Origin of the sequence: Paracoccus saliphilus (assembly GCF_028553805.1) — a bacterium.
GTDB classification, from domain to species: domain Bacteria; phylum Pseudomonadota; class Alphaproteobacteria; order Rhodobacterales; family Rhodobacteraceae; genus Paracoccus; species Paracoccus saliphilus.
Genome location: NZ_CP067140.1, coordinates 3199703 through 3224800, shown reverse-complemented (window position 1 = coordinate 3224800; position 25098 = coordinate 3199703). Strand labels below are relative to the sequence as shown.

General features: G+C 61.1%; 27 protein-coding genes. 23 read left to right on the top strand and 4 right to left on the bottom strand.

Going from position 1 to position 25098, the window contains the following annotated elements; translation table 11 throughout:
* Nucleotides 1–8 precede the first annotated feature (8 nt).
* The 19 genes from rplO (at nucleotide 9) to JHX88_RS15430 (ending at nucleotide 16377) form a co-directional block, all read left to right on the top strand.
* The gene (gene rplO / locus JHX88_RS15520; RefSeq protein WP_076526667.1) at nucleotides 9–476 is read left to right on the top strand and encodes a 50S ribosomal protein L15; all 468 of its coding nucleotides are present in this window, start codon (nucleotides 9–11) and stop codon (nucleotides 474–476) included.
* Between the two features lie 107 nt (nucleotides 477–583).
* Complete coding sequence (gene secY, locus JHX88_RS15515) at nucleotides 584–1954, top strand: preprotein translocase subunit SecY (RefSeq protein WP_076526666.1); 1371 nt, start codon at nucleotides 584–586, stop codon at nucleotides 1952–1954.
* A gap of 39 nt (nucleotides 1955–1993) precedes the next feature.
* Complete coding sequence (locus tag JHX88_RS15510; protein ID WP_076526665.1) at nucleotides 1994–2644, top strand: adenylate kinase; 651 nt, start codon at nucleotides 1994–1996, stop codon at nucleotides 2642–2644.
* A 204-nt stretch (nucleotides 2645–2848) separates the two neighbouring features.
* Complete coding sequence (rpsM, locus tag JHX88_RS15505) at nucleotides 2849–3217, top strand: 30S ribosomal protein S13 (protein WP_076526664.1); 369 nt, start codon at nucleotides 2849–2851, stop codon at nucleotides 3215–3217.
* A 12-nt stretch (nucleotides 3218–3229) separates the two neighbouring features.
* Nucleotides 3230–3619 (top strand): 30S ribosomal protein S11, encoded by a 390-nt coding sequence (rpsK, locus tag JHX88_RS15500; protein ID WP_076526663.1) that lies wholly within the window; start codon nucleotides 3230–3232, stop codon nucleotides 3617–3619.
* A gap of 117 nt (nucleotides 3620–3736) precedes the next feature.
* A complete protein-coding gene (locus tag JHX88_RS15495) occupies nucleotides 3737–4753 on the top strand; it encodes a DNA-directed RNA polymerase subunit alpha (protein WP_076526662.1) in 1017 nt (338 codons plus the stop codon).
* Between the two features lie 125 nt (nucleotides 4754–4878).
* Entirely contained in the window at nucleotides 4879–5298 is a 420-nt protein-coding gene (gene rplQ / locus JHX88_RS15490; protein ID WP_076526661.1) for a 50S ribosomal protein L17, read from the top strand.
* 258 nt (nucleotides 5299–5556) lie between these two features.
* The gene (locus JHX88_RS15485; protein ID WP_076526660.1) at nucleotides 5557–6168 is read left to right on the top strand and encodes a helix-turn-helix transcriptional regulator; all 612 of its coding nucleotides are present in this window, start codon (nucleotides 5557–5559) and stop codon (nucleotides 6166–6168) included.
* A 65-nt stretch (nucleotides 6169–6233) separates the two neighbouring features.
* Nucleotides 6234–7550 (top strand): replication-associated recombination protein A, encoded by a 1317-nt coding sequence (locus tag JHX88_RS15480; protein WP_076526659.1) that lies wholly within the window; start codon nucleotides 6234–6236, stop codon nucleotides 7548–7550.
* 31 nt (nucleotides 7551–7581) lie between these two features.
* A complete protein-coding gene (gene crcB / locus JHX88_RS15475) occupies nucleotides 7582–7956 on the top strand; it encodes a fluoride efflux transporter CrcB (RefSeq protein WP_076526658.1) in 375 nt (124 codons plus the stop codon).
* Complete coding sequence (locus JHX88_RS15470; RefSeq protein WP_076526657.1) at nucleotides 7953–9008, top strand: RluA family pseudouridine synthase; 1056 nt, start codon at nucleotides 7953–7955, stop codon at nucleotides 9006–9008. The genes crcB and JHX88_RS15470 overlap by 4 nt, the downstream gene beginning before the upstream one ends.
* Entirely contained in the window at nucleotides 9005–9661 is a 657-nt protein-coding gene (locus JHX88_RS15465) for an HAD-IA family hydrolase (RefSeq protein ID WP_076526656.1), read from the top strand. Before JHX88_RS15470 ends, JHX88_RS15465 begins: the two co-directional genes overlap by 4 nt.
* The gene (locus JHX88_RS15460; protein WP_076526655.1) at nucleotides 9658–10371 is read left to right on the top strand and encodes an ATP12 family chaperone protein; all 714 of its coding nucleotides are present in this window, start codon (nucleotides 9658–9660) and stop codon (nucleotides 10369–10371) included. Before JHX88_RS15465 ends, JHX88_RS15460 begins: the two co-directional genes overlap by 4 nt.
* Before the next feature lie 173 nt (nucleotides 10372–10544).
* A complete protein-coding gene (locus JHX88_RS15455; RefSeq protein WP_076526654.1) occupies nucleotides 10545–11561 on the top strand; it encodes an amino acid ABC transporter substrate-binding protein in 1017 nt (338 codons plus the stop codon).
* Nucleotides 11562–11667: 106 nt separating this feature from the next.
* A complete protein-coding gene (locus JHX88_RS15450) occupies nucleotides 11668–12924 on the top strand; it encodes an amino acid ABC transporter permease (RefSeq protein ID WP_076526653.1) in 1257 nt (418 codons plus the stop codon).
* Between the two features lies 1 nt (nucleotide 12925).
* Nucleotides 12926–14380 carry an amino acid ABC transporter permease gene (locus JHX88_RS15445; RefSeq protein WP_076526652.1) on the top strand — a complete coding sequence of 485 codons (1455 nt, stop codon included), beginning with the start codon at nucleotides 12926–12928 and terminating at the stop codon, nucleotides 14378–14380.
* A 10-nt stretch (nucleotides 14381–14390) separates the two neighbouring features.
* Nucleotides 14391–15179, top strand: a complete 789-nt coding sequence (locus JHX88_RS15440) for an amino acid ABC transporter ATP-binding protein (RefSeq protein WP_076526651.1) — start codon at nucleotides 14391–14393, stop codon at nucleotides 15177–15179.
* Nucleotides 15180–15765: 586 nt separating this feature from the next.
* Nucleotides 15766–16035: a helix-turn-helix transcriptional regulator gene (locus JHX88_RS15435; RefSeq protein WP_176011458.1), complete on the top strand. Its 270-nt coding sequence runs from the start codon at nucleotides 15766–15768 to the stop codon at nucleotides 16033–16035.
* Between the two features lie 129 nt (nucleotides 16036–16164).
* Nucleotides 16165–16377: a hypothetical protein gene (locus tag JHX88_RS15430; RefSeq protein WP_141225842.1), complete on the top strand. Its 213-nt coding sequence runs from the start codon at nucleotides 16165–16167 to the stop codon at nucleotides 16375–16377.
* Between the two features lie 347 nt (nucleotides 16378–16724).
* Here the strand turns inward: JHX88_RS15430 and JHX88_RS15425 are convergent, their stop codons facing one another.
* From JHX88_RS15425 to JHX88_RS15415, 3 genes are all read right to left on the bottom strand, one after another.
* A complete protein-coding gene (locus JHX88_RS15425; RefSeq protein WP_076526648.1) occupies nucleotides 16725–18599 on the bottom strand; it encodes an AAA family ATPase in 1875 nt (624 codons plus the stop codon).
* 128 nt (nucleotides 18600–18727) lie between these two features.
* The gene (locus JHX88_RS15420) at nucleotides 18728–19762 is read right to left on the bottom strand and encodes a GIY-YIG nuclease family protein (RefSeq protein ID WP_272848053.1); all 1035 of its coding nucleotides are present in this window, start codon (nucleotides 19760–19762) and stop codon (nucleotides 18728–18730) included.
* A gap of 108 nt (nucleotides 19763–19870) precedes the next feature.
* Nucleotides 19871–20404 (bottom strand): hypothetical protein, encoded by a 534-nt coding sequence (locus JHX88_RS15415; protein ID WP_272848052.1) that lies wholly within the window; start codon nucleotides 20402–20404, stop codon nucleotides 19871–19873.
* 124 nt (nucleotides 20405–20528) lie between these two features.
* Here JHX88_RS15415 and JHX88_RS15410 point away from each other — a divergent pair, with 124 nt between their 5' ends.
* Nucleotides 20529–20711 carry a hypothetical protein gene (locus tag JHX88_RS15410; RefSeq protein WP_076526646.1) on the top strand — a complete coding sequence of 61 codons (183 nt, stop codon included), beginning with the start codon at nucleotides 20529–20531 and terminating at the stop codon, nucleotides 20709–20711.
* A 1084-nt stretch (nucleotides 20712–21795) separates the two neighbouring features.
* Complete coding sequence (locus JHX88_RS15405) at nucleotides 21796–22041, top strand: ATP-binding cassette domain-containing protein (RefSeq protein ID WP_176011457.1); 246 nt, start codon at nucleotides 21796–21798, stop codon at nucleotides 22039–22041.
* Nucleotides 22042–22051: 10 nt separating this feature from the next.
* Here JHX88_RS15405 and oiaX read toward each other — a convergent pair whose 3' ends face one another.
* Complete coding sequence (gene oiaX, locus JHX88_RS15400; RefSeq protein WP_076526787.1) at nucleotides 22052–23299, bottom strand: 3-oxo-isoapionate-4-phosphate decarboxylase OiaX; 1248 nt, start codon at nucleotides 23297–23299, stop codon at nucleotides 22052–22054.
* Nucleotides 23300–23433: 134 nt separating this feature from the next.
* On the opposite strand from oiaX, the gene JHX88_RS15395 reads away from it, so the two are divergent.
* Together JHX88_RS15395 and JHX88_RS15390 are read left to right on the top strand one after the other, a co-directional pair.
* Nucleotides 23434–24381 carry a D-ribose ABC transporter substrate-binding protein gene (locus JHX88_RS15395; protein ID WP_076526643.1) on the top strand — a complete coding sequence of 316 codons (948 nt, stop codon included), beginning with the start codon at nucleotides 23434–23436 and terminating at the stop codon, nucleotides 24379–24381.
* 72 nt (nucleotides 24382–24453) lie between these two features.
* Nucleotides 24454–25098 carry a DUF2291 family protein gene (locus JHX88_RS15390; RefSeq protein WP_076526642.1) on the top strand — a complete coding sequence of 215 codons (645 nt, stop codon included), beginning with the start codon at nucleotides 24454–24456 and terminating at the stop codon, nucleotides 25096–25098.

Genomic DNA, 25098 nt, shown 5'->3' with positions numbered 1-25098 from the left:
GAAGCGATATGAAACTGCATGAAATCCGCGATAATGAAGGCGCGACCCCGACCAAGAAACGCGTAGCGCGTGGTCCCGGTTCGGGCAAGGGCAAGACTGCCGGCCGTGGTATCAAGGGCCAGAAATCGCGTTCGGGCGTGGCTCTGAACGGTTATGAAGGCGGCCAGATGCCGCTGTACCGCCGCCTGCCGAAGCGCGGCTTCAAAAAGCCCAACGCCAAATCTTTCGCTGTCATCAACCTGGGGCAGCTGCAAAGCTTTGTCGATGCGGGCAAGCTGGACGCCAAGGCCGATGTGACCGAAGATGCGCTGGTTACCGCGGGCGTTGTGCGCCGCAAGCTGGACGGCATCCGGCTGTTGGGCAAGGGCGAGCTGAAAGCCAAGCTGAACATCACTGTCACCGGCGCGTCGAAATCGGCGGTCGAGGCGGTCGAAAAGGCGGGTGGCAAGGTGACGCTGCCGGCGTCGGCGGAATAAGCTGTTGAACGGGGCGCCCGCGCCCCATAGATAGCAAACAGGTTTTCCAGGCGCCGCCGGACCCCGGAAACGGATCGGCGGCGCTGTCATGACACGGGACGGAAAATATGGCGTCAGCCGCAGAACAGATGGCCTCGAACCTCTCCTGGGGGGCATTCAGCAAGGCCACGGAACTTCGCCAGCGTATCTGGTTCACGATCGGTCTGCTGATCATCTATCGCCTCGGCACCTATATTCCGGTGCCGGGCATCGACGGCGGCGCGCTACGCAACTTCATGGAGCAGGCGCAATCCGGCATTGGCGGCATCCTGTCGATGTTCACGGGCGGTGCGCTCGGGCGGATGGGCGTTTTCGCGCTCGGGATCATGCCCTATATCTCGGCCTCGATCATCGTTCAGCTCATGGCATCCATGGTGCCGGCGCTGGAACAGTTGAAGAAAGAGGGCGAGCAGGGCCGCAAGAAGATCAACCAGTATACCCGCTACGGCACAGTTCTGCTGGCGCTGTTTCAGGCCTACGGCCTGGCGCGCAGCCTCGAATCCGGGGGATTGGCACATGATCCGGGCCTGTTCTTCCAGGCATCGGTGGTAATCACGCTGGTCGGCGGCACGATGTTCCTGATGTGGCTGGGCGAACAGATCACCGCACGCGGCATCGGCAACGGCATCTCGCTGATCATCTTCGTTGGCATCGTGGCCGAAATTCCCGGAGCGCTGGCGAACTTCTTCGCGCAGGGCCGCTCTGGCGCGATTTCCACCCCGATCGTCCTCGGTGTGATCATCATGGTGATCGCCGTCATCGGCTTCGTCGTGTTCATGGAACGCGCGCTGCGCAAGCTCCGTATCCAGTATCCGCGACGCCAGGTGGGAATGAAGGTCTATGACGGGCAATCGAGCCACCTGCCGATCAAGGTCAACCCGGCAGGCGTCATCCCGGCGATCTTCGCCAGCTCGCTGCTGCTGCTGCCGGTGACGATCTCGACCTTTTCCGGGAATGAGACCGGGCCGATCATGTCGACCCTGCTGGCCTATTTCGGGCCGGGGCAGCCGCTTTACCTGGTCTTCTTCGCGGCGATGATCGTGTTCTTCGCGTTTTTCTATACCCAGAATGTGTCCTTCAAGACCGATGATGTGGCCGAGAACCTGAAAAATCAGGGTGGGTTCATTCCGGGCATCCGGCCGGGCAAGCGGACCGAGGAGTACCTGGATTACGTCGTCAACCGCGTGCTTGTCATCGGTTCGGCCTATCTGGCCGCCGTTTGCCTGCTGCCCGAGATATTGCGGCATCAATGGTCGGTGCCGTTCTATTTCGGCGGGACATCGGTGCTGATCGTTGTTTCGGTGACGATGGACACGATCAACCAGGTCCAAAGCCATCTGCTGGCGCATCAGTATGAAGGTCTGATTGAGAAATCCCAACTGCGTGGTAAACGTAAATCGGGAAGCGCAAAGCCGCGCAAGGCGCCGTCGCGGCGCTGATCAACAAGCCGGAACGGCCAGCCGAGGGGGACAGGCTACATGACGATCAATATCATTCTTCTGGGGCCTCCGGGCGCGGGCAAGGGAACACAGGCCCGCAAGCTGGTCGAAGAGCGGGGCATGGTGCAGCTTTCCACCGGTGACATGCTGCGTGCCGCCCGGACCTCGGGGACCGAGATGGGCAAGAAAGTGGCCGAGGTCATGGATCGTGGGCAACTGGTCACGGATGATATCGTCATCGGTTTGATTCGCGAGAAACTGGCCGAAGGCGGCAAGGGTTTCATCTTTGACGGCTTCCCGCGCACATTGGCGCAGGCGGATGCGCTGGGGGAATTACTGGACGAGACCGGGATGGGGCTGGATACGGTCATCGAGATGCGGGTCGATGACGAGGCGCTGGTGCGCCGGATCACCGGTCGCTTTACCTGTGGCAATTGCGGCGAGGTCTATCACGACGATACCAAGCCGACCGCCAAAGAGGGCGTTTGCGATGTCTGCGGCTCGACGGATCTGCAGCGCCGCGCCGATGATAACGAGGATAGCCTGCGCACCCGTCTGCTGGAATATTACAAGAAGACCTCGCCGCTGATCGGCTATTATTATGCCAAGGGCGATCTGACTTCGGTCAACGGGCTTGCCGAGATCGACAGCGTGGCATCCCAGATCAACGCAGCACTGGACGGAAACTAGGGCGCCGATGAAATTGGCTTTGTCAAGTCCTTGTTAAGCTATCCCCTTGACGCGGACGTGATCTCCGATTAGATCACGGCTTCTCGCAAGAGAATCACCCGCTCTCCGGGTGGATCATAGAATGGCCCGAAGGCATGGCTTTCGGGCCTTACGTTGTGAAAAAAGGTTCCGGTGCTACGGAACCGCAACCGAAAAGGAAAACGCGTGGCTCGTATTGCTGGCGTCAACATTCCGACGGGGAAACGTGTCCCCATCGCACTGACCTATATCCATGGCATCGGCCCTGCCTATGCCCATCAGATTTGCGAATCGACCGGCATCGATGCCGCACGTCGCGTGAACGAACTCTCGGATGCCGAAGTTCTTCAGATTCGTGAATTTATCGACCAGAACCTGACCGTCGAAGGCGATCTGCGCCGTGAAGTGCAGATGAACGTCAAGCGCCTGATGGATATGGGTTCCTATCGCGGCCTGCGCCACCGTCGCGGTCTTCCGACCCGCGGCCAGCGCACCCACACCAATGCCCGCACCCGCAAGGGCCCGGCGAAGCCCATTGCCGGCAAGAAGAAATAAGGGGGAACGGACATGGCACGCGATAAAACTCGGACTAAGCGCAAAGAGCGCAAGAACATCGCCACCGGTGTGGCGCATGTGAATTCGAGCTTCAACAATACCAAGATCCTGATCTCGGACGTGCAGGGCAACGCCATTTCCTGGTCGTCGGCTGGCACGATGGGCTTCAAGGGTTCGCGTAAATCGACCCCTTACGCCGCGCAGATGGCTGCCGAGGATGCTGGCCGCAAGGCGCAGGAACATGGCGTGAGAACGCTTGAGGTCGAAGTGCAGGGCCCCGGTTCGGGCCGTGAATCGGCGCTGCGTGCGCTGGCTGCGGTCGGCTTCAACATCACTGCCATCCGGGATGTGACCCCGATCGCGCATAACGGCTGCCGCCCGCCAAAGCGTCGTCGCGTCTAATACTGGATCATCATTCACCGGGCTGCGTGTGATGCACGCGGTTCGGACATTTCGCATTCAACCTCGGGCGTTTCCGGCCACGGTCATGGGCTCGGAAACAAGTATGGAGGCAAACCCATGATCCACAAGAATTGGGCCGAACTGATCAAGCCGACACAGCTGGTCGTCAAGCCGGGCGCCGACGCGACCCGGACGGCGACCCTGGTCGCAGAGCCGCTGGAGCGGGGCTTCGGCCTGACGCTCGGCAATGCGCTGCGCCGTGTGCTGCTGTCGTCGCTGCAAGGCGCTGCCATCACCTCGGTCCAGATCGACAACGTCCTGCATGAATTCAGCAGCGTTGCCGGCGTCCGCGAGGATGTGACGGATATCGTCCTGAACCTCAAGGGCGTGACCCTGAAAATGGAAGTCGAGGGCCCCAAGCGCCTTTCGCTGACGGCCAAGGGCCCGGGCGAGGTGAAGGCCAGCGATATCCAGGAAACGGCCGGGATCACGGTGCTGAACCGCGATCACGTGATCTGCCACCTGGACGAGGGCGCCGATCTGAACCTGGAGCTGACCGTGCAGACCGGCAAGGGCTATGTCGCCGCTGACAAGAACCGCCCCGAGGATGCGCCCATCGGCCTGATCCCGATTGACGCGATCTTCTCGCCGGTCAAGCGTGTCAGCTACGAGGTCACCCCGACCCGCGAGGGCCAGGTGCTGGATTACGACAAGCTGACCATGAAGATCGAGACGGACGGTTCGCTGACCCCGGAAGACGCCGTGGCCTATGCCGCCCGTATCGTTCAGGACCAGCTTTCGGTCTTCGTCAACTTCGAGGAGCCGGAATCGGCCAGCCGTCAGGATAACGACGATGGCCTGGAATTCGATCCGCGCCTGCTCAAGAAGGTGGACGAACTGGAACTGTCGGTCCGTTCGGCGAACTGCCTGAAGAACGACAATATCGTCTATATCGGCGACCTGATCCAGAAGACCGAGGCCGAGATGCTGCGGACCCCGAATTTCGGCCGCAAATCCCTGAACGAGATCAAGGAAGTGCTCTCGGGCATGGGCCTGCATCTGGGCATGGATGTCGTGGATTGGCCGCCGGAGAATATCGAGGATCTGGCCAAGCGCTTCGACGATCAGTTCTGAGACTTGAATTTCTGGCGGCGGCGGGTTGATCCCGCCCCGCCAAACCCCGGGCATTCCGCCCCAAGGAGAGTGGCCCGCACGCATGGGCCGCCGGACAAAGCAAAAGACGTCAATGGAGAAATGAAATGCGTCACGCTCGCGGCTATCGCCGTCTCAACCGTACCCACGAACACCGCAAGTCGCTGTTCGCCAACATGGCTGGCTCGTTGATCGAGCATGAGCAGATCAAGACGACCCTGCCCAAGGCCAAGGAACTGCGCCCCATCGTCGAGAAGCTGATCACGCTGGCCAAGCGCGGCGATCTGCATGCCCGCCGCCAGGCCGCCTCGCAGCTCAAGCAGGACGCCTATGTCGCAAAGCTGTTCGATGTCCTGGGCGAGCGTTACAAGGATCGGCAGGGTGGCTATGTCCGCGTGCTGAAGGCCGGTTTCCGCTATGGTGATATGGCGCCGATGGCAATCATCGAACTGGTCGACCGCGATCCGAGCGCCAAGGGCGCAGCCGATCATGCACGTGTCGAAGCCTCCGAGGGCGATGACGGCTGAAGACAGCCTGCAACGACAATCGAGAACGGGAAAACCCCGTCGCTGGAAACAGCGGCGGGGTTTTTGCAACTGCAGCATGCGGGGGTGGCCAATCACTCTCCCGGCCAGTATTTCAGTGTGAAATATTGTGATATCGATACCTTTTGGTGTTATAAGACCCGTCGGCGGAACAATTCCGATGCGTTAACCTTCTGGTAATACAAAATTGTTTCGATTGTGTTGATATTGTAAGTTTAATTAGGATCGGCTCAGAAGAACATGATTGCACGTGCAGAGATAAATGCCTTACTGAAAAAGTTGGACGTAATCGCACCGACGGGATATTTCCTGTCTTTGCATATCCGCTTCGCGGCACCGTTGATGCGGTTCCAGACTTATCCGGAGACTTGGGCGGAGTTCTATTTTCAGAACGGGTTTGCCCTGCGGGATCCCACCATTGCCTGGGGATTATCGACCACCGGGGCGTGCAGATGGTCCGCGCTGCCCGTTCCGGATCCGTTCGGCATCATGCGGGAGGCTGCCGGTCACGGGCTGCCCTATGGCGCGACATTGTCGCATGGCCTGATCACCTCGCGCAGTATCGCAAGTGTTGCCAATGGCAAACGTGAATTCACCGACGAAGAAATCGTTGCGGTTTCGGCCATCCTTCGGCAGTTGCACGAATTGGCCGAACCACCGGCCGGGCTGACCAAGGCGCAGAAAGACGCCCTGCGCCGCATCGCGGAAGGCGAGCGGCATGCCGAGGCGGCCGCCAAGCTTGGCATCACGGAAAGCGCCTTCAAGGCCCGGCTGATATCGACCCGGAAGCGGCTTATGGCCCGCACCACCGCCGAGGCGTTGCAAAGGGCGCAGGAATACCGCTTGCTGTAATCCTGACCAGAGAAGGTGATCAGGGGCTTTCGATCCCGTTGCCCGCATCCTAGAATGCGCGTGACATGGCCGATCTGTTCGACACTCCCGCTTCATCCGAATCGCCGTCCAATTCGGCGATGCGCCCTCTGGCCGACAGGATTCGTCCGGCCCGCCTGGCAGAAGTGATTGGCCAGGACAGGGTGCTTGGCCCGGATGGCCCGCTCGGTTCGATGCTGGCGGCGGGTAGTCTTTCCTCGCTGATCCTCTGGGGGCCTCCGGGGGTGGGCAAGACCACCATCGCCCGGCTGCTGGCCGACGAGACCGATCTTGCCTTCGTCCAGATCAGCGCGATCTTCACCGGCGTTCCCGAATTGCGCAAGGTGTTCGAGGCCGCCAAGCTGCGCCGCAGCCAAGGGCGGGGGACGCTGCTTTTCGTCGATGAAATCCACCGCTTCAACAAGGCGCAGCAGGACAGTTTCCTGCCGCATATGGAGGATGGCACCATCCTGCTGGTCGGCGCGACCACCGAGAACCCCTCGTTCGAGCTGAATGCCGCCGTCATGTCGCGCGCCCAGGTGATCGTGCTCGAACGTCTGAGCCTCGCCGATCTCGAGCGTCTCGCACAGCGCGCCGAGGGGGAGCTGGGCCACAAGCTGCCGCTGAGTGCCGAGGCGCGCGAGGCCCTGCTGGAAATGTCAGATGGCGATGGCCGCGCCGCGCTGAACCTGATCGAGCAGGTCGCGGCATGGAAGATCGACAAGCCGCTGGACGCGCAGGCCATGGCCAACCGGCTGATGCGACGTGCCGCCAAATATGACAAGTCGGGGGACGAGCATTACAACCTGATCTCGGCCCTGCATAAATCGGTGCGCGGGTCGGACCCGGATGCCGCGCTCTACTGGCTCGCCCGGATGCTGGAGGGGGGCGAGGACCCGCGCTATCTCGCCCGCCGCATCACCCGCATGGCGATCGAGGATATCGGGCTGGCCGAACCGGCGGCGGCGCGGCATTGCCTGGATGCCTGGGCACTCTATGAGCGCCTCGGCAGCCCCGAGGGCGAGCTGGCGCTGGCGCAGGCGGTGATCTTCCTTGCGCTGTCTCCGAAATCGAACGCGGGCTATGTCGCCTACAAGGCCTCCCGCGCCGAGGCGAGGCGCACCGGCAGCCTGATGCCGCCCGCCCATATCCTGAACGCGCCGACCAAGATGATGAAGGACCAGGGCTACGGGGCGGGCTATGCCTATGATCACGACGCCGAAGAGGGGTTCTCGGGCCAGAACTATTTCCCCGACGGTATGAAGCGACCGATCCTCTATACCCCGATCGAGCGGGGCTTCGAACGTGAGTTGAAGAAACGGCTGGACTGGTTCGTTGCGCAACGGCACAAGCGTGGTGGTTGACTTTACGCCCGCAGCGCCACATCACCCCGCCATGATGAATCCCTTTCTCCAGGTCGCCGTGGGCGGCGCACTCGGCGCGACGGCGCGCTACGCGGTCTATCGCGCCATCGCGTGGCATGGCCCGGGTTTTCCCGTTGCGACCGGCGTGGTGAACGTGCTGGGCAGTTTCGCGATGGGGCTTCTGGTCGCCTTCATGGCGCATCGCTGGAACAACGATTTCGCGCCGCTGCTGCTGACGGGTATTCTGGGCGGTTTCACGACATTCTCGGCCTTCTCGCTGGACGCGCTGACCCTGTGGGAGCGGGGGCAGATGGCGGGAGCCATGATTTACGTGACCGGTTCGGTGGTGCTGTCGCTGCTTGCAGTGACGGCGGGCCTGGCCGTCGGCAGAGGGATTTTCGCATGAGCGGCGTTCAGGTGATCAATGTGAGCCATGACGAGGGCGATCAGCGCCTCGACCGCTGGCTCAAGAAGCGTTTCCCGCAACTGACGCAAGGCGCGGTCGAAAAGATGTGCCGCACCGGGCAGTTGCGCGTCGATGGCGGGCGCGTCAAGGCCGCGACCCGGATCGAGGCCGGGCAGGAGGTGCGCGTGCCGCCCTTGCCCGATGCCAAGCCCGTGCCTGCCAAGGCCAAATCCGAAGGCGCGCGCATTCCCGATAACGATCAGAAGATGATCCAGCAGGCGGTGCTGTGGAAGGACGAACATATCATCGCGCTGAACAAGCCTCCGGGCCTGCCTTCGCAAGGGGGCAGCGGGCAGGGCAACCGTCACGTGGACGGGCTGACCGGGGCGCTGATGTTCGGCTTCAAGGACCGGCCCAAGCTGGTGCACCGGCTGGACAAGGACACCTCGGGCCTGCTGCTGCTCGCCCGCACCGACCGTATCGCCCGTGCGTTGTCCGAGGCGTTCCGCTCGCGCACGACCCGCAAGATCTATTGGGCGGCGGTGGCGGGTGTTCCCAACCCGCGCATGGGCACGGTCCGCTACGGTCTGGTCAAGGCCGCCGGACACGGGCGCGGCGGCGAGGGCGAAAAGATGGTTGCCGTCCACCCCCGCGACATCCCCTCGACCGAGGGGGCCAAGCGGGCGACCACTGACTACGCGGTGCTGGATGCCCTGGGCACGCGCGCAAGCTGGTGCGCGCTGGTGCCGATCACCGGGCGGACGCACCAGCTTCGCGCGCATATGGCCGAGCTGGGTCATCCCATCGTCGGCGACGGCAAATATGGTGGCTCGGGGCAAGAGAACCTTGGCGATGGCTGGGGCGCGCAGCTTGGCGGAGAGATCAGCCGCAAGCTGCATCTGCATGCCCGCAGCCTGTCCTTCGATCACCCGATCACCAAGCGGCGCATCACCCTCACCGCACCCTTGCCCGAGCACATGCAGCGCACATGGAAAAACCTGGGCTGGCACGAGAACGACGTGCCCGCAGATCCCTTTGCGGAGGAAGAATGAAGCTGGTCATTTTCGACGTGGACGGCACGCTGGTCGACAGCCAGCACCATATCCACCATGCCATGAGCCACGCCTTTCAGACCGCAGGCTTGCCGGTGCTGCCGCAATCGCGGGTGCTCGAGATCGTCGGACTGTCCCTGCCGGTCGCCATCGCCCGGCTGGCACCCGAGACTGACGAACCAACGCAGGCGCGGATCGTGCAGGGCTACAAGGACTCCTTCATGAGCGCCCGCAAATCCGCGCCCGCACCGCTTTATCCCGGCGCGCGGGATTGTCTGGACGCGCTGGCAACGCGCGACGATCTGTTGCTGGCGGTGGCCACCGGAAAATCGCGCCGGGGTCTGGATGCGATGATCGAGGCGCATGGGCTGCAAGGGCGATTCATGTCCTTGCAGACGGCGGATAACCATCCCTCCAAGCCGCATCCCGCGATGCTGGAAGCCGTGCTGTCCGAGACCGGGATGGATGCCGCGGATGCCGTCATGGTCGGCGATACGAGTTTTGACATCGAGATGGCCGTTGCGGCCGGAATCCGGGGCTTCGGCGTCGCATGGGGCTATCATCAGCCTGCCGCGCTGCGTGATGTGGGCGCCGAGCTGGTCGCGCCCGACTTTCCGGCGCTCACCACCGCAATCATGGAGTGGGCGGCATGAGCGAATGGAAGGCGCGGCGGTTCTGGAAGGCGGCGGGCACGCGCCCGGCGGATGGCGGATGGGAGATCCTGCTGGACGAACGCCCGCTGCGGACGCCGGGCAAACAGGCGCTGATCCTGCCGACCGAGGCGCTCGCGCAGGCCATTGCCGCCGAATGGGACGCGCAGACCGAAGTCATCGATCCCAATGCCATGCCGCTCACCCGTGCGGCGAATTCGGCAATCGAGAAGGTGCGGCCGCAATTCGACGCCGTGGCGGCCATGCTTGCCGAATATGGCGGCACCGACCTGTTGTGCTACCGGGCGGAACATCCCGAGGAACTGGTCCGGATGGAGGCCGAGGGCTGGGATCCGCTAGTCGATTGGGCTGCCACCGCGCTGCAGGCGCCCTTGCGGATCACCCATGGGATTATTCCGGTCAGGCAGCCCGATGATTCGCTCGAACGGTTGCGGGCGGAAATCGATCGGCTCGACAGCTTTGGACTGATGGCGCTGCACGACCTTGTGACATTGCCCGGTTCTCTGGTGCTGGGCCTGGCCGTCCTTCATGAAAGGTTGAGCGCGGAAGAAGCCTATCACCTGGCACGCATAGACGAGACCTTTCAGATCAGCCAATGGGGGCGGGATGAAGAGGCCGAGGCGACGGCCCGCAATCGTCTCGATGCGATGCGGTCGGCGGAACGGTTTCAACAGCTTTTATGTAAAAGTTGAACTTTCGAAGGAAGGCGCCACGCTTGACCTGTGGGACAGGATAGGCAAGATGTTGCTTGTAATGACCGCGTGTCGGTTGCGGTCCGGATCAGAAATCGCGGCTTGGTCAACAGGCCCCTTGAACCCTGGACAGGGCAGACAGCTTGGCTCTGGGCTCCAACAACGAGGTAAACATGAAAAAGACGGTATTTTTAGGCAGCATCGCGGTTGCCGGTATGGCTGCGGGTATGGGCATGGCCGATACCCTGGCCGATGTGAAGGCCCGTGGCGAATTGAACTGCGGCGTCAATACGGGATTGGTCGGCTTTGCCGCGCCCGATGCCAATGGCAACTGGGCCGGGTTCGACATCGACCTGTGCAAGGCGGTTGCCGCCGCCGTTCTGGGCGATCCTTCCAAGGTGAAATATGTCCCGACCACCGGGCAGACGCGCTTCACGGCGCTGTCCTCGGGCGAGGTGGACATGCTTGCCCGGAACTCGACCTGGACATTCTCGCGCGATACCGACCTCAAGCTCGATTTCGCCGGCGTGAACTATTACGACGGTCAGGGCTTCATGGTGCCCAAGGATCTGGGCGTGACCTCGGTCAAGGAACTTGGCGGCGCCACGATCTGCATCCAGACCGGCACCACGACCGAGTTGAACCTGGCCGATTATTTCAAGGCCAATGATATGGAATACCAGCCGGTCAACATCGACAGCAATGCCGAGGGCGAACAGCAATACATGGCCGGGGCATGCGATGCCTATACGACCGACATCTCGGGCCTTGCGGCGACCCGCGCGGCATTCGCCGACCCTGAAAACCACGTCATCCTGCCCGAGGTCGTCTCGAAAGAGCCGCTCGGCCCGGCCGTGCGTCACGGTGACAACAATTGGGGCGATATCGTTCGCTGGACCTTGAACGCCCTGATCGCCGCCGAGGAATACGGGGTGACCTCGAAGAATATCGAGGAATTGGTGAAATCCTCCGAGAATCCCGAAGTTCAGCGGCTTCTGGGCGTGTCCGGCGAACTGGGCGCGATGATCGGGCTGGATAACGAATGGGCCAAGCGGGCCATCCAGGCTGCCGGCAATTACGGTGAAATCTTCGCGGCCAATATCGGGGAGCAGACTCCGATCGGGCTGACTCGCGGGCTGAATGCCCAATGGACTCAGGGCGGCCTGCTTTACGCACAGCCGTTCCGTTAATCAGTGAAAATGGGGGTGCTTCGGCGCCCCCATTGCCTTTGCAAGAACAACATCCGGTCAATAGCAAGCGGCGCAAAAGCCGTGGACCGGCGACAGGGAAACATATATGACGGACGCTCCGCTACCGGCTGACCAGCCGTTCCGGGTGAGCATGCTGGTCTATGACCGGCGCTACCGCTCCATGACGTTCCAGGTGATCGTCTTCATCCTGGTCATGGCATTGGCCTGGTGGCTGGTGAACAACACCATCCAGAACCTCGCCGCGCAGGGCAAGGACTTCGATTTCGGGTTCCTGTTCCAGCGGGCTGGCTATGACATCCCGCAAACGCCGATCCCCTATACCTCGGACGATTGGCATCTGCGGGCGACGATTGTCGGACTTCTGAACACCATCATCGTTTCGATCCTCGGTTGCGTGGCCGCGACGATCCTCGGGGTATCCATCGGTGTCGCCCGCCTGTCGAAGAACTGGCTCTTCGCCCGGCTGATGACCATCTATGTCGAGATTTTCCGGAATATCCCGCTGCTGCTGTGGATCCTGATCATCTATGCCATCTTCACCGAGATCATGCCGCCGCCAAGCGCCTATCGCGGCGACGATCCGGCCTGGTCGAAGATCCTGTTCGATCAGGTCGCGCTGACCAACCGTTATACCGCGATCCCGGCACTTGGGATGACCAATGATCCCGGCACCCTCGACCTGGGCGCGCGGATCACCGTCAACTGGGCGGTCATCGCCTTCCTGGTGGTCATCATCGGCGGCTGGTTCACCCGCGGCGCGATCCTGGACCGGGCGCAGGCCATCCAGGACCGCACCGGCATCCGCCCGACGACATGGTGGATCAATCTCGCCGTGATGACCGTCCCCTCGCTGCTGCTGATCTGGTATTTCGGCCTGCATCTGCTGGCACCGGAACTGCAGGGCTTCAACTTTGGCGGCGGGATCAACCTAGGCAACGCCTTCGTGGTGCTGTGGCTGGCGCTGACGCTCTATACCGGCGCCTTCATCGCCGAGATCGTGCGCGCGGGTATCCTCGCCGTCAGCCATGGGCAAAGCGAGGCGGCCTTCGCCCTGGGCTTGCGTCCCAACAAGACGATGAACCTGGTGATCCTGCCGCAGGCGCTGCGGGTGATCATTCCGCCGCTGATCTCGCAATATTTGAACCTGATGAAGAACAGTTCGCTGGCCATCGCGGTCGGTTACATGGATTTGCGCGGCACGCTTGGCGGGACGACGCTGAACCAGACCGGGCGCGAGCTGGAGGCGATCGTGCTGATGATGCTGATCTACCTGGTCCTCAGCCTGATCATCTCGGCCGGGATGAATGTGTTCAACAGCCGCGTCAAGCTGAAGGAGCGTTGAGATGAGCAAGACCTCTGCCCGCGACGACGCCTATTACCGCGAAACCATGCTGCCCCCCGAGCCGCCCCCTATCCGCGAGGCCGGGGCGGTGAAATGGCTGCGTGAAAACCTGTTCTCCGGCCCGGTCAACACTCTGCTGACATTGGTCGGCCTGGCGATCATCTGGTTCCTTGTCAGCCATTTCTGGGATTGGTTCGCGCATTCGGTCTGGAATGCCGACAGCCTGGCAGAATGCCGCGAGATCATCGCCGCCACCTGGGGCGAGGGCGCGCGCGGTGCCTGTTTCGCGGTCATCCGCGAGCGCTGGCATCAATACATGTTCGGCTTCTACCCGCCCGAACTCTATTGGCGGCCATTGCTGGCATTTGGCTTGCTGATGGTCGCATTGGCCCCGATCCTGTTTTCCGAGACGCAGCAAATCCGGCGGATCGTGCTGGTCGTGTCAACCATCGCCACCTTGCTGTTCATGCAGGTGCTCGGCGTTCCGGCCATCGCTTTTCTGTTGGGCGCGATCATCATGATCGGCGCCACGATCCTTGCCGAACGCCATGCGGGCTGGCTGCTGATCTTTTCGGCGCTCTACCCGCTGATCGGCGTGTTCCTGTTATGGGGCGGAACCCTGTGGGCGCCGCTGATGGTGCTGGCGGGGATCGGTCTCGGTTGGCTGGGCTGGCGGCTTGTCGCCATCGTCTCGCCGATGCTGGCAGTGATCGCGGGAATCCTGATGACGCTTGTCTGGTGGATCGGCTTCACCGGCGAAGCGGCGGGCGATCTGCAGAACCTGCTGCCCATGGGCATAACGCCTGTCGAATCCGAGAAATTCGGCGGCTTCCTGTTGGCCATCACCATCGGCGTCGCGGGCATCGCCCTGTCCTTGCCGATGGGCATCATCCTTGCGCTGGCGCGGCGCTCGGACATGTTCCTGGTGACCAGCCTGGCGGTGGTCTTCATCGAGTTCATCCGGGGCGTGCCGCTGATTACCCTGCTTTTCGTGGCCTCGCTGCTGCTGAACTATTTCCTGCCGCCGGGCACGAATTTCGACATCATCCTGCGGGTCATCATCATGGTGACGATCTTCGCCGCCGCCTATATGGCCGAGGTGATCCGGGGCGGGCTGGCGGCCCTGCCCAAGGGGCAATACGAGGCTGCCGATTCCCTTGGGCTGGACTACTGGAAGGCACAGCGCCTGATCATCCTGCCGCAGGCGCTCAAGATCAGCATTCCCGGCATCGTCTCGACCTTCATCGGCATGTTCAAGGATACGACCCTGGTCACCTTTGTCGGGCTGTTCGATCCACTGAAGGGGATTTCCGATTTCGTGCGCGCCAATTTCGCCTGGAAGGGCATCTATTGGGAGCCGTTCATCTTCACCGGCGCCATCTTCTTCATCATCTGCTTCAGCATGTCCCGCTACTCGATGTATCTCGAGCGCAGGCTGCAGCGTGACAACAGGTAAGGAACCCGCCATGAGCGAAGCCGTGACCCGCAAGATCGACCCCAGCCAGATGACCATCAGCGACGAGGTCGCCATCGAGGTCAGTTCCATGAACAAGTGGTTCGGAAGCTTCCACGTGCTACGCGACATTGACCTGACCGTCCATCGCGGCGAACGGATCGTGATCGCCGGGCCCTCGGGCTCGGGCAAATCGACGCTGATCCGCTGCATCAACCGGCTGGAGGAACACCAGGCGGGACGGATCGTCGTCGACGGGATCGAGCTGACCAGCGACATCAAGAATATCGACAAGGTCCGCTCGGAAGTCGGGATGGTGTTCCAGCATTTCAACCTGTTCCCGCATTTGACCGTGCTGGAAAACTGCACGCTGGCGCCTATCTGGGTGCGCAAGACGCCGCGCCGGCAGGCCGAGGCGACCGCGATGGAATATCTGGAAAAGGTGAAGATCCCCGAGCAGGCGGGCAAATATCCCGGCCAGCTTTCCGGCGGACAGCAGCAGCGGGTGGCGATCGCGCGCTCGCTCTGCATGCAGCCCAAGATCATGCTTTTCGACGAACCGACATCGGCGCTGGACCCCGAGATGATCAAGGAGGTCCTCGACACGATGATCGAGCTTGCCGAAGAGGGGATGACGATGATCTGCGTGACCCACGAGATGGGCTTTGCGCAGGCCGTGGCGAACCGGGTGATCTTCATGGACCAGGGCCAGATCGTCGAGCAGAACAATCCGCATGATTTCTTCAACAATCCGAAATCGGAACGTACCAAGCTGTTCCTGAGCCAGATCCTGGGACATTGAGCGAGATCTCGGCTCTGCGCTGACATTCTGGCGGGATTGCGTCCCGCGATGGCCGGGGGGCTGCCTGTCCGCCGGCCTTTCTTTCCAATCGACTGTTTTCTCTATATGAAATCCGCAATGTATACGGAAAGGTAGCATTTCGGGTAGCTTCTGGTTCGATCTGTCTGGTTGGCCATCGCATTTCCGATTGCTGCCTCGGAGAATAGTGTGTTGTCCACCGTTTTGGAAGATGTGGTGGAGTTTTTGGCAGATCCGTGGGCAGTTTTCTTTTCGCGGCGCCGGTTTTCCTGGGTTTCAGGAGCGCTTCGTCATTGTCATGGAGGGCACTGCTCACGGTGCCGTGGCGGGATGTTTGAGCCGAAGACAGATGGCGCCAACCTATGCAGTCTTCGTGCCAAACATGTGGATAACCGTGACGAGACACTTGCGAGTTTACCCATGATCTGGAGTATAATCTTCATGAGCCGCAAGCAATAAACCAACCGATGCGGCCACCAAAGGCGACCGCACGGACAATTCAATCAGCACGTTCTTTCTGTGACGGTCTGGTTCCTTTGTCAATATGGGTTGGCGAGAAAGGATGAATATGAAAAATGGAAACGCCTCGGACAGCGGCACGCTGCTGATCCCCAAGCTTCAACTCTGCCAGTTACTCTCAGTCAGCGAGGCAACAGCCGATCGCTGGCTGAGAACTGATCCTAGCTTCCCGCAACCCCGTCGGCTCGGCCCCGGGACAATCCGCTGGCGGCGTGACGAAGTGATGGCGTTCATCCGTGATCTACCGAGGGTCGAATATGATGATCATGCTTTCGATCCGAATGATAGGTCAGAAACCGGCATGGCACTCACTGCCTGAACCCGCGCTGTGAGTAAAGAAGTGTTCTGCGGCTGACATTCCGGATTTCGCTCGTGATTTGTCGGTCTACGGCCGATCCTGACCAGAAGTGCTTGAAGCGATCATCGTCTGACGGCGCAACGAGGCGGGATGGTCGTTTGGACATCCCATTCAAATACCGCAGAACAGCGTGTTGTTCTTGCCTTGGAGGTGTTCTTGGCCGGTTCGCGTTGTGCTGGTGGCTTGAGGCGTGCGAGCAGAGGCTTGGGAGATCATCAAGAAAAGCATAATCCGGAAGACTCTGAAACGGATAAAAAATATCCGAAAAACCACTCTCAATCTGTTGAAAAAGTAAAGAGATAAAAAGCGCCGAAAGGCGCAATACAGAATCTGGCCGTAAGACATGAAGAAAAGAAAAACGCCCGAGAGGGCGCAGAGAGCGAGTGGGAACTGGCGAAAAACGGTGCCGATCGGAAGGACGGCACCGATGAGTGATTGTTGATACAAGAATTATATGGGCACTGGATCTGCATGATTGGGTATTCCTGAACTGGATCTGTCACTCTGATCTCACACGGGAAGCTGCTCCACATCGCAAGTTAAGCTGCATTCAAGAGGAAAAGCGGGTGGGTGGTAGCCGATATGCCGTCCGGGCTTAGAGGGATCGCCAGGAAGGCCGGGCGCCCCAATTCGTTGGGATGTCGAGCGGCTCAATCCGATACCGTCTCGCCGGTAGTGGCATCGACGGGCGGCGATGGATCGCCTGGCGTCATATCTGTTGGTGATACCCGCGACAGCCAGAGCCAGAGCTCGGCTTCGCCGACCTCGCGCCGCTCATGAAGAGTTGCGGCCATCTTGCGCAAGAGAGGTTCATGCGCTTCAAGGATATTCTCCGCATGTTGCTCCGCCGCTTCGAGCCTCTTGCGAATACGCGCATGAATCGCGGGATCGCGCAGCAACTCGTGATCTGGCGCGGCGGTCCAGACCGGGCCGTCAGCGCCAAGGCCCAGCATCACATCGATCGCCAATGCGAGGCGGGTCGCTTGCGCGATATCCGATTCTGCCGGCCCGCCAGCACCGCCCGCAATGTCGCCAAGGATCTGGCGCTCGGCGGCGCGACCGGCGAGCATATACGCAATCTCTGCCTCGATATCTGCGAGCAGGCCTTCTTGCGTCGCGGCACGCCGATGCGTCTCGCCGCCCGCGGAGGTGAGCAGCAGGCGCGTGATCGTTCCGCATCCCAACACGGTGCCAACGATGGCATGCCCACATTCATGCAGGGCCGCACGCCAATCCGTGGCGATCCCACGCGCATCGCGGGTGATGCTGAGATGGTGCCGGATCATCTCGATCGGCAACGCTGTCTGCGCATGCCGTGCTTCCGATCGCGCGGCACGGACGCCAGCATCGATCTCCACCGCGCTGCACCCTACGGCGTCCCGTGCCAGCGTCTGCAACTCGCCATCCGCGATCTCGCCTGCGAGATGTCGCTCCAGAATACCCCGGATTGCAACTACATCAGGTAGTGGCATCTGCAGCTTGATATCAAAGCGTCCGGCGCGAAGGACGGCGGGATCGATGCGATCGGGATGGTTACATGCACCGATGACGATCACGCCCTCATCGCGGGCAAGACTGTTCATCTCGCCGAGAAACGCGTTGATCACTTGTCGTTGGTAGCTGCTGCCATTCCTGTCGCCGCTCTCTCGCGAACCAACCGAATCAATCTCGTCGATGAACAGAATGCTGGGTGCCAGCCGCCGTGCCTCGGCGAAAGATTTGCGCATCTCGCGCAGCATGTCGCCGAGATGACCGGCACTCTGCCAGATTGCAAAGCTGGGCTCGACCATGGCGACACCTGCGCTATTGCCCATCGCACGCGCGAGCCAGGTCTTGCCTGTGCCCGGTGGGCCATAGAGCAACATGGATCGCGACAGGTCCGTCCACGGAACCTGCCCGTCTTGCCAGAGCTTTAGATCGGCGATCAACTGACGCGCCGCGGTGAGGGCCGGTCCGTCACCCGCCATCGCATCGAGATCGGGTCCGTCGGACTGCATCGGAGCACATAGCTCGGTGATGCGTTCCGCCACCGCGCGGGCCGTCGGGGCACGCAGCGCCAGCCGCAAAGTGGTGAAGGGTAATGCGGCCAGCAGGCGATCATCGGGAAGCGCATCACGCAATGCATCCGCATCGATGCTGTCATTCGCATTGTGACTGTGCCCCAGATGCGCGATCAGCACCTCGCGACCGAGCGGGGCTAGACGCCGGGATGCCGTATTGCAGGCCGGGCGGCCGTCATCTGTATCTTCATCGGTCTCGCCCGGTGTATCGGCCGCGTCTGCTGGCAGGTGCCGCTTGCTTCCCGCTTCCTGCGCTTTGTCGAGCAAGTCACTTACAAGATCACTTTGCGATTCCGTTTCCACAAGCGGCGGCAGCTCGTCGACGGGATCAGGGTCATCACGCGTGGCGAAACCTCGCGCTTTATCGCGCGCCGCATGATACGCGGCATGCTCCGCTGCCAGACGTGCAATAACGGTGTCGGCATAGGGCCGCCAGGATGGGATGGGGTTTGCTTGATTGGACATATGGTCATCTCCTCTGAAAAGGAAAACATGTGGGAAGGGGTGCACTATCTGGCCTACCCACAGTGCAACTGCGGATGGGGAGTGAGGCGTAACTACGTCGTGAAGCTTTGCCGCTCCGTGATGGGCGATCAGGCGGCCGCGGCCTTCTTCTCGATGTCATCGAGCATCGACAGGATCTGCGGTGTCAGGGCCGCATCGTAGTTCTCCGAGCGGACCCTGATCTGGTCGCGATAGCTTGCGGGATCGACGACCGCATCGGGATGGGCATGACGTAATCGGACATGCAGGGCCTTCTCCGTGCGGATGGCTAACTGCCCGGTGGCCATCGGCACGACGCGCAGGAACTCGCATGGGATATCGCGATCCATGCGCAGCTGGTGCAGCAGGCGTGACGTGGGGTCGCGGGAATAGCCGAGCTTCACGAGCTCCCTGCCATTGGCCAGAGTGAACGCCATGGCATAGAGAAAGCTGCCTGACGCCACCCAGGCCTCACCGCATGTTGCGCATGTGAAACGACCAGTCTGCATGTTCGCCCGGGCGATACGTTGTAGGACGCCGCAGCCATCGGCATGCGTGTAAATCCGATAGTTCGGATCGCCCTCAGGATCGGGGCCGGTCTGCATCCAGCCCCGCCTGCGAGCCTCCGCCGCTTCAATGGCGGCATGACATGACTCGCAGCGCAGTTCCGTGGTCCCTGCCGCGACCCGGCGGATGATCTCGTGTTGGCGGCGCAGCTGATGGCCACAGGCTGCACGATAGAAGCTGTAATGCCGGTGTGCGGGATCGCGGCGCAGATGGGTCAGGCCTGCAGCGCGCGCATCGCGTTCCAGCCGCCCGAGCAGGCAGGCCGGGCATTGAGGTTGCGCCGACACCAGCGTGTAAATCCGGCTGGCATGGACATGGGCGCAGGCATGGCAACGCAAGGCGAGATGGTAACGGTCGCGAATGCGCTTGATGATGTCAAAACCTTTGGTGTTCGCGGTGGCCTGCCAGTGCGCATGGATGGCGCCGGGATATGGGGGAAGCTGTTCGGATAAAGTGGTCGTCCTTGCAGAAACTGGGAGTGCATGTTTTGCGAAAAGACTGTCTTGGATGCGGATTGGGTATGCGTCATCGGTCGGGTTCCTTCGGGCAATCAGGGGGAAGTGGATATGCGGGCGCAACTGCCGGATCCTTGGGATCGGCATGAGCGGCAGGTGTCATGGGGATGCGACGCGTATCCGGCCACCGCCATTCGGCGGCAGCGCGGGCATCGTGCTCAGATCAGGGGATCAGGCGGCCAATTGGTCGCCGGGCTCAAAAGCCAGGCTGTCCATGTCGAAATCGGCACCGCCATAGAGCCGCAGTGTCGCCAGTTCATCGATACAGGCATGCGTGTCCATGAGCATGCGCTCCACGCGCTTTGACCCGGTGCCGTAACCCCGGCTGCGAAAAAGCGTCTCGAAGCGCGGCAAACGGCAATGCAAACGTTGAAACGCATCCGGTTCCTCGGAGCCGATCATGCTATCGATAAGGCATGCCATGCGTTGCAGGGGCAGGTCTTCTTGGCGATCGAGGGCTGCGTGCCGGATCGCCGACAGCAAGGCGGCGACATCCGTGTAGGCCTCCTCGGCCTCGATCCGCCAGTTCAGAAATGCGATGTTCCAGAAATCGACGTCCTCGAGATCGCGCTCCACCTGGATATGGCGCATGAGTGCATCGAGCAGGTGCGGGAACATCTCCGAGATGACGCTTTCGGGAACATCGCCCCGATACGGCAGGACTTCAGTCGCCTCATAGGGCGTGGTAGGGATGGCTTTAGCCATGGCGGTCTTCTTATCCGAGATCGTTGTGGTCAGAGCGAGGGTGAGAGGTGCGAACTCTTGCCCTTGCTCGGTTATCATGTAATACTGTAATCATAAAGTCAAGCGACTTCGTGAAAGGAATTGCATGAGCGAGAAAAAAAAGATGGGCCGTCCCAGAACGGATACCGAACCCGTGATGATCAGAATGTCCCAGGATATGATCCGCGCGATAGATGACCGCCGCCGGGAAGAGCCGGATTTGCCAACCCGGCCGGAGATGATCCGGCGCCTTCTTGCGGATGCGCTGCAGATGTCGGGTGACGACTGATCCTGAATATCCACCAGATGCACGGTTTGTTATTGGGAGCTTCCATGTCGATGGGGATGATCTGTCGATAGGGGAAATTCCCACTGGCAAAAGGTCGATCTCGGTTGTCGCGATACCGTTTGCCCTGTGCCAGGATAGACTTGCTTGATGTCCGATAAACCTGTCATTGATGGTCAGCCCCATATTATCGGGCCGAATAAATTGGCAAGGGCGAGAATTGTGCGTCGCCACTGATGTTGCGAAATGCTGACGCCGGGGAAAAACGTCGGGTCCGATCAAGACGTTGATTGTTGGTGATATTAATTTTACCAGATCGGGATCGCGACCGGTGCCGAGTGTCGGGCGATGACTGAAAGGTGACCGGATAAAATCTCCATGGGCAAATGCGGCGTTCAGGGGATGGGACAGGGGTCATGGTGGTACTCATGATCCGGGGTTCTGCACCAACTGCAGAAACTGGCGCGGGCGGCATTGATGCCGCCCGCGCATGATAGATCGGAAAATTGAACTCGGCTTTAAGCCGACACATGTGGCTTTCTTCGTGACTTGGATGCATGCTTGCCAGCATCCTGCTCCGCGGAGTGCGCGCGGAGATAGCTGCCCAGTGTGCTGGGACTGATCTGGACGCCGCGTTTACTCATCTCACTTGCGATGTCTCTCAGGGAATAGCCGTCCGCTGCGATCTTTGCGCGGATGTCGGACGCGAGGGCGGTTACGACATCGCGTGCAGTCAAGTGTTTCTTTTGCTTCGGAGGGAGCTGGATCAACTCGCTGCGAAGTTGTTCTATGACAGTTGGGGCAATGGTCATGTCGGTCCTTTCAGTTTGGCCGACATTATTATTAACCTCGATTTCGTCTCTTGTGACAACTGAAATCCCGTAATCCACAGGTAAATGAATCGTGCCGGGCCGGCGGTCCGCGAGACGCCGTTAACCGGAAAGAACGTCTTCGTAACGTAGCTTCACGACAAAACGCGGTCAGGCAGGAGAGGTCCGCAGGGCGGTCATCTTGTTCATCGACGCAGCAAGTCGGCAGGGTCGATGCAGAGTTCCTCTGCCAGCCGGGCAGCGCCCAGCAATTGACCGTGATGCGGCTTGCTGCCGATTATGCGCGGCAGGGCGGTGGAGACGTGGCGATCATGCATGACCTGAACCTGACGGCGATGTTTGCCGATCATGTCCTGCTGATGCAGGAAGGCCGTGCAGTGGCCGAGGGGCCGCCTATCGAGGTGCTGACCGATCACATCCTGTCGGGTGCCTATGGTTGCAGCCTGCAGGTCAACCATACGCCGTCCAGTGGAGTCTGGCTGCCGCAGGGTGCGGCGCTGTGATCGGTGCCGTTCAGCCGAATCTCTTCAGGGACGCCGCCAGTTCCGGATGGGTTTTTGCGTAATCCGCCAGCTCCAATCCCTTCCCGGCGGCCTCCCATGCCTGTCGGATCGCGCGTATTCCGGCGGCGGGGCCCATCGGATGGCCGTGGATGCCGCCTCCGCCCAGATACATCAGGTCCAGCGTCTGTCCGGTGCGCCGATAGGTCTCGACCGCCTGACCGCCCCACTGACCCGAGCAGACGACCGGCAGCGGGCGGTCCGCATCCGAGAAGATTGGGGTCATGCAGTCGTGGAAGGATCGCACGAAACTGTCGTCGGGCTCCCAGTATTTCGCGCTGATCCCGTTGATCTGGAACTGGTCGACGCCCAGCAGCCGCCAGATCTTCTGATAGGCGCGGAATTCCATCCCCAGCCCCGGATGCCGGGTCAGGATATCCCAGCCATTGCGATGCGCATGCAGGCATAGGGCCGAGCGTTTGCGCAGAAAGCTCATTCCGCCATGGCCGATCGAGTTGATATTGATGACCGCGGCATGACCCCCGGCATCCGCCACCATATCATGATTCCGCATCATCATGTCAGGATCGGCCGAGGATATCCCGAAGGCGTAGATCACCCGCTTGCCCGTCCTCTGCTCGTGCTCGCGGATCACCGGCATGATGGCGGCGATCCGGTCCTGCAGGGGCGAATAGACCGGACTCATCAGCTTTTCATCGTCCTTGATGAAATCTGCGCCTGCCTCGCAGAGCGTGGCGACCATCTCGGCGGTCTCACTCGGTGTCAGGCCAAGAGAGGGCTTGATGATCGAGGCGATGATCGGGCCGCGTTCGACCCCGATCAGGCGGCGAGAGCCCTCGATTCCGAATTGCGGGCCGGGATGGCAAGCGAAGGCTTGGGGAAGGTCGAAATCCATGACCCGAATGCCCGACAGGCCGCGAACGGCGAAGACGCCTCCGACCGTGACCGTCATCAGCGCGGCGATATCGGTGCCAATCGCCTCCAGCGGATATGCGATGACCACATCGGCACGGTTGAACGGGCCTGTCCCCGCATCCTGTGGGAAAGAGGGTGCATCCGCCGGGGGCAGGTGGCGAATATTCTCGACCCGTGCCGCAAAGCGGCGGCGGATGTCCTCGGTTTCGCCCGGAAGCTCCGTGAAGGTCCCGGTGGACTGGTCCGACGCGATCTTGGCCGCTATCGCCTCGACATCGCCCGCGCATTCGATGCGGTAGGTGACGCGAATGAATTCATTTGCCATGCGATCCTCCATGACATGATCTGTAATACTCATCATACCTGTTGACAATCATTTAACGATACCACAATCTGCCATCGTTCAGGGAGGAGCGGTTCCCGCAAGAACCGCGCTGTTAAACAGGAGGAGCAATCCAGATGGCCATTACACGCCGCATTTTCGTCTCCATGTTTGCCGCTACGACGGCCATGAGTTTTGGTGTCGCCGCGCATGCGCAGGACAGGGGGCTGATCGCGATCATCACGCCGAGCCATGACAATCCCTTTTTCAAGGCCGAGGCCGTGGGTGCCGAGAAGCGCGCACAGGAACTCGGCTATGAAACCTTGGTATTGGTCCATGACGACGACCCCAACAAGCAATCCGAGATGTATGACACTGCCATTGCACGCGGGGCAAAGGCGATCATCCTCGACAATGCTGGGGCGGATGCGACCGTCGCGCCGGTTCAGCGGGCCAAGGATGCCGGTATCCCGTCCTTCCTGATCGACCGCGAGATCAAGGAAAGCGGTATTGCCGTCAGCCAGATCGTGTCGAACAATTACCAGGGCGCGCAGCTCGGGGCCGAGAAGTTCGTCGAGCTGATGGGCGAAGAGGGTAACTATGTCGAGCTTCTGGGCCGCGAGGCCGATACCAATGCCGGCATCCGCTCGGCCGGGTATCACGATATCATCGACCAGTATCCCGACATGACCATGGTCGCTCAGCAATCGGCGAACTGGTCGCAGACCGAAGCCTATGAAAAGATGGAGACGATCCTGCAGGCAAACCCGGATATCAAGGGCGTCATCTCGGGAAATGACACCATGGCAATGGGTGCTTGGGCCGCATTGGAGGCTGCCGGGCGGACGGATGTGATCCTCGTCGGCTTTGATGGTTCAAACGATGTGCGCGACTCGATCAAGGCGGGCGGCATCAAGGCGACGGTGCTGCAGCCCGCTTATCGCCAGGCACAACTGGCTGTCGAGCAGGCCGATCAGTACTTGGAAACCGGCTCGACCGGGCAGCCGGAAAAGCAGCTCATGGATTGCGTGCTGATCGACGAGGCGAATGCCGACAAGCTGGAAACCTTCGCGCTCAGCGAGTGACCCTGTCGCGGCATGCCCGTGCTGACGGATGTGCCGCAATCCGAGACCATTCCCGAAAGGATGTGACGCGCCATGCGAGACGTCTTTCGCATTTCCGCATTCTGCCTTGCGACCAGTGTTGCAATCGCGGGCTGCAAGATCGTTCCCGACCCGGACCCAAGCGAGGCCACATCTGCCGCGAGCGGACAGACCGACGAAGCGCGGATGGAAGCCTATGCGCAAGAGATCTGGGAATCCAAGGTCCTTCCGGTGATCCAGGAGAACCTAGTACCACTGTCCGAGCTGAAAACTGCGCTGGCGGCGGATGCCGATGCGGCGGGGAAACAGCACGGCCTGCGCCCCGAAGGCGAGGCGAATCCGTGGAATTTCGCAATCTCCGGTGAGGGCAATATCGTCGAAGCCAAGCTGGACAGCCGGGCGGCCAGTCTGGGCGTCGATACGACCGGCGACGGGGCCGCCGATGTCACCGTGCAGCTTGGTCCGGTCATTCGCGGCACCGCCTTGCGCGACGCGATGCCATTCATCGTATTCACCGATTTCCGCGACCAGATCGAGTTCGCCAAGCTGGCCAATGCGTTGAACGCCGCGGCCCATGCCGCCATCGTCAGGCCCGGCGGCGACGTAATCGGCCAGACGGCACGTTTCGAGGGTGTCTTCACCCTGCGCGATCCGGCGAAGATCGAACTGGTGCCCACGATGCTGGAGGTCGGAGGCTGA